The 1,432-nt window shown below is 46.8% G+C and carries 2 protein-coding genes; one reads left to right on the plus strand and one right to left on the minus strand.

Translation table 11 applies throughout. The annotated features are described in order from the left end of the window. Window positions 1-803: RHS repeat-associated core domain-containing protein (locus CA85_RS25320; protein WP_186775210.1), on the plus strand; the 803-nt coding region annotated here is incomplete at its 5' end. Window positions 804-1,207: 404 nt separating this feature from the next. On the opposite strand, the gene CA85_RS25325 is transcribed toward CA85_RS25320, so the two are convergent. Next, on the minus strand, window positions 1,208-1,432 hold a 225-nt coding region (locus CA85_RS25325), incomplete at its 5' end, for a hypothetical protein (RefSeq protein WP_186775211.1).

Here is a 1,432-nt window from a genome sequence, read left to right on the forward strand (position 1 = left end):
GGGCTGTTAGCACCTATGGGGTTCACTACACTTATACTAGCCGCGAGTGGACGCCGGATGCCGGGCTGTACTACTTCAGGAACCGCTGGTACGACGCGCAACTGGGTAGGTTTAGCTCCAGAGACCCGATTGGTTTCGGGGGAGGTGATTTTAATATTTATCGTTATGTGTTTAATCAGCCTACTAGCCGATTAGATCCAACTGGAACCGAAAGCCCATGGGGACCGACTGGGGCAGCGGGTAACGCTGGGCATGGAGGTCCGAGAGGAAGCAATCCTAAACCGGACGATCCATTTTGGACGCACTACTATAATGAAGACGGGAAGGATTTTGACTTAACGAAGAATCCCCGCCTTTTTCGAATTCTTAAAATGAAATTTAATCCTGATGTCCGAGGAGCCCTTTCAAGTTTGAACAAGAGCGTTGGCTGCGATGAAAGCGTTTCGTTTTCATTTAGAACCAAATTTAGTTATAACTTCGATTCATTCACTGGATGGACAAGTTGGGCTTTCGGCAATAATTCGCTTTTGCCGCTTGGCGATGGGAGCGTTAGCGCTACGGCCAATTGCACAAAAAGTTTATCTTGCGAGAAATGCTGTGATGGAACGATGGCACCATTGCGGTCAACGACTAAATGCAGTCTCACGTATACGCTTGACGACGGATTCGTGAATCCATATGACATTTTTGATACTGGGATTCCGTTTCTTCAGGGAGACGACGACAGTGGAGCGGCATATAGTATTGTAGGTACATGGACGGACGACTATGAGCGTTCGGAGAATCTAGGGGGATGCGATTGAACGTGAGTTTTAGGCTTTGCTAAACTCTTGTGTTTCGGACTTCAAGTGGATGTCCGGTGACGGAGTATGAAGTGAGCAGCTCGCAATGCTTTGCAGTTTTTGTTGACTTTGGTGATATTTTTGTATCCATATACGCCGCCACAGGCAAGTTTACTGAAAGAAAAACGACCGGTTGGACCAATAGGGCATCTCACGATAATGGTGTGCCTTCAGGCGGCAACGTCCGTCGGGCTTGCTGCATTACTGCAACGCCCTTACCTTAATTCGTTACTGAACTCCGGTGAGTTTTGGGTAATATTTGGCATATCCAACGTTTTAGCTCTTGGTGTTTTAAGTGCAGGTGTATGCGGCGTTAACCATTTTGTAAAGTTAAGTTCAGTTAGTTTATTCTTAAAAATCCTTTGTTACTTGGCTGCCATCGTGACTTGGGCGTGTGGTTGTTTTATGGCGGTGTTTTCTGCATTGAATTGAATGCCTTGAAGTGAACCATCCAATGGATAAGTGTTACCGGCCTTTTTGATGTCGCATTTTTGGCCGAATTGAGACTGTAGGGATTTGGCGGTGATTTTGGCGTGTTGGCCGAATTGGTGCGAAATTTGGAGAAGCATTTCGCGCCGCTCTTCTTGGCC

It is taken from the genome of Allorhodopirellula solitaria (genome assembly GCF_007859855.1).
GTDB classification, from domain to species: Bacteria; Planctomycetota; Planctomycetia; order Pirellulales; family Pirellulaceae; genus Rhodopirellula; species Rhodopirellula solitaria.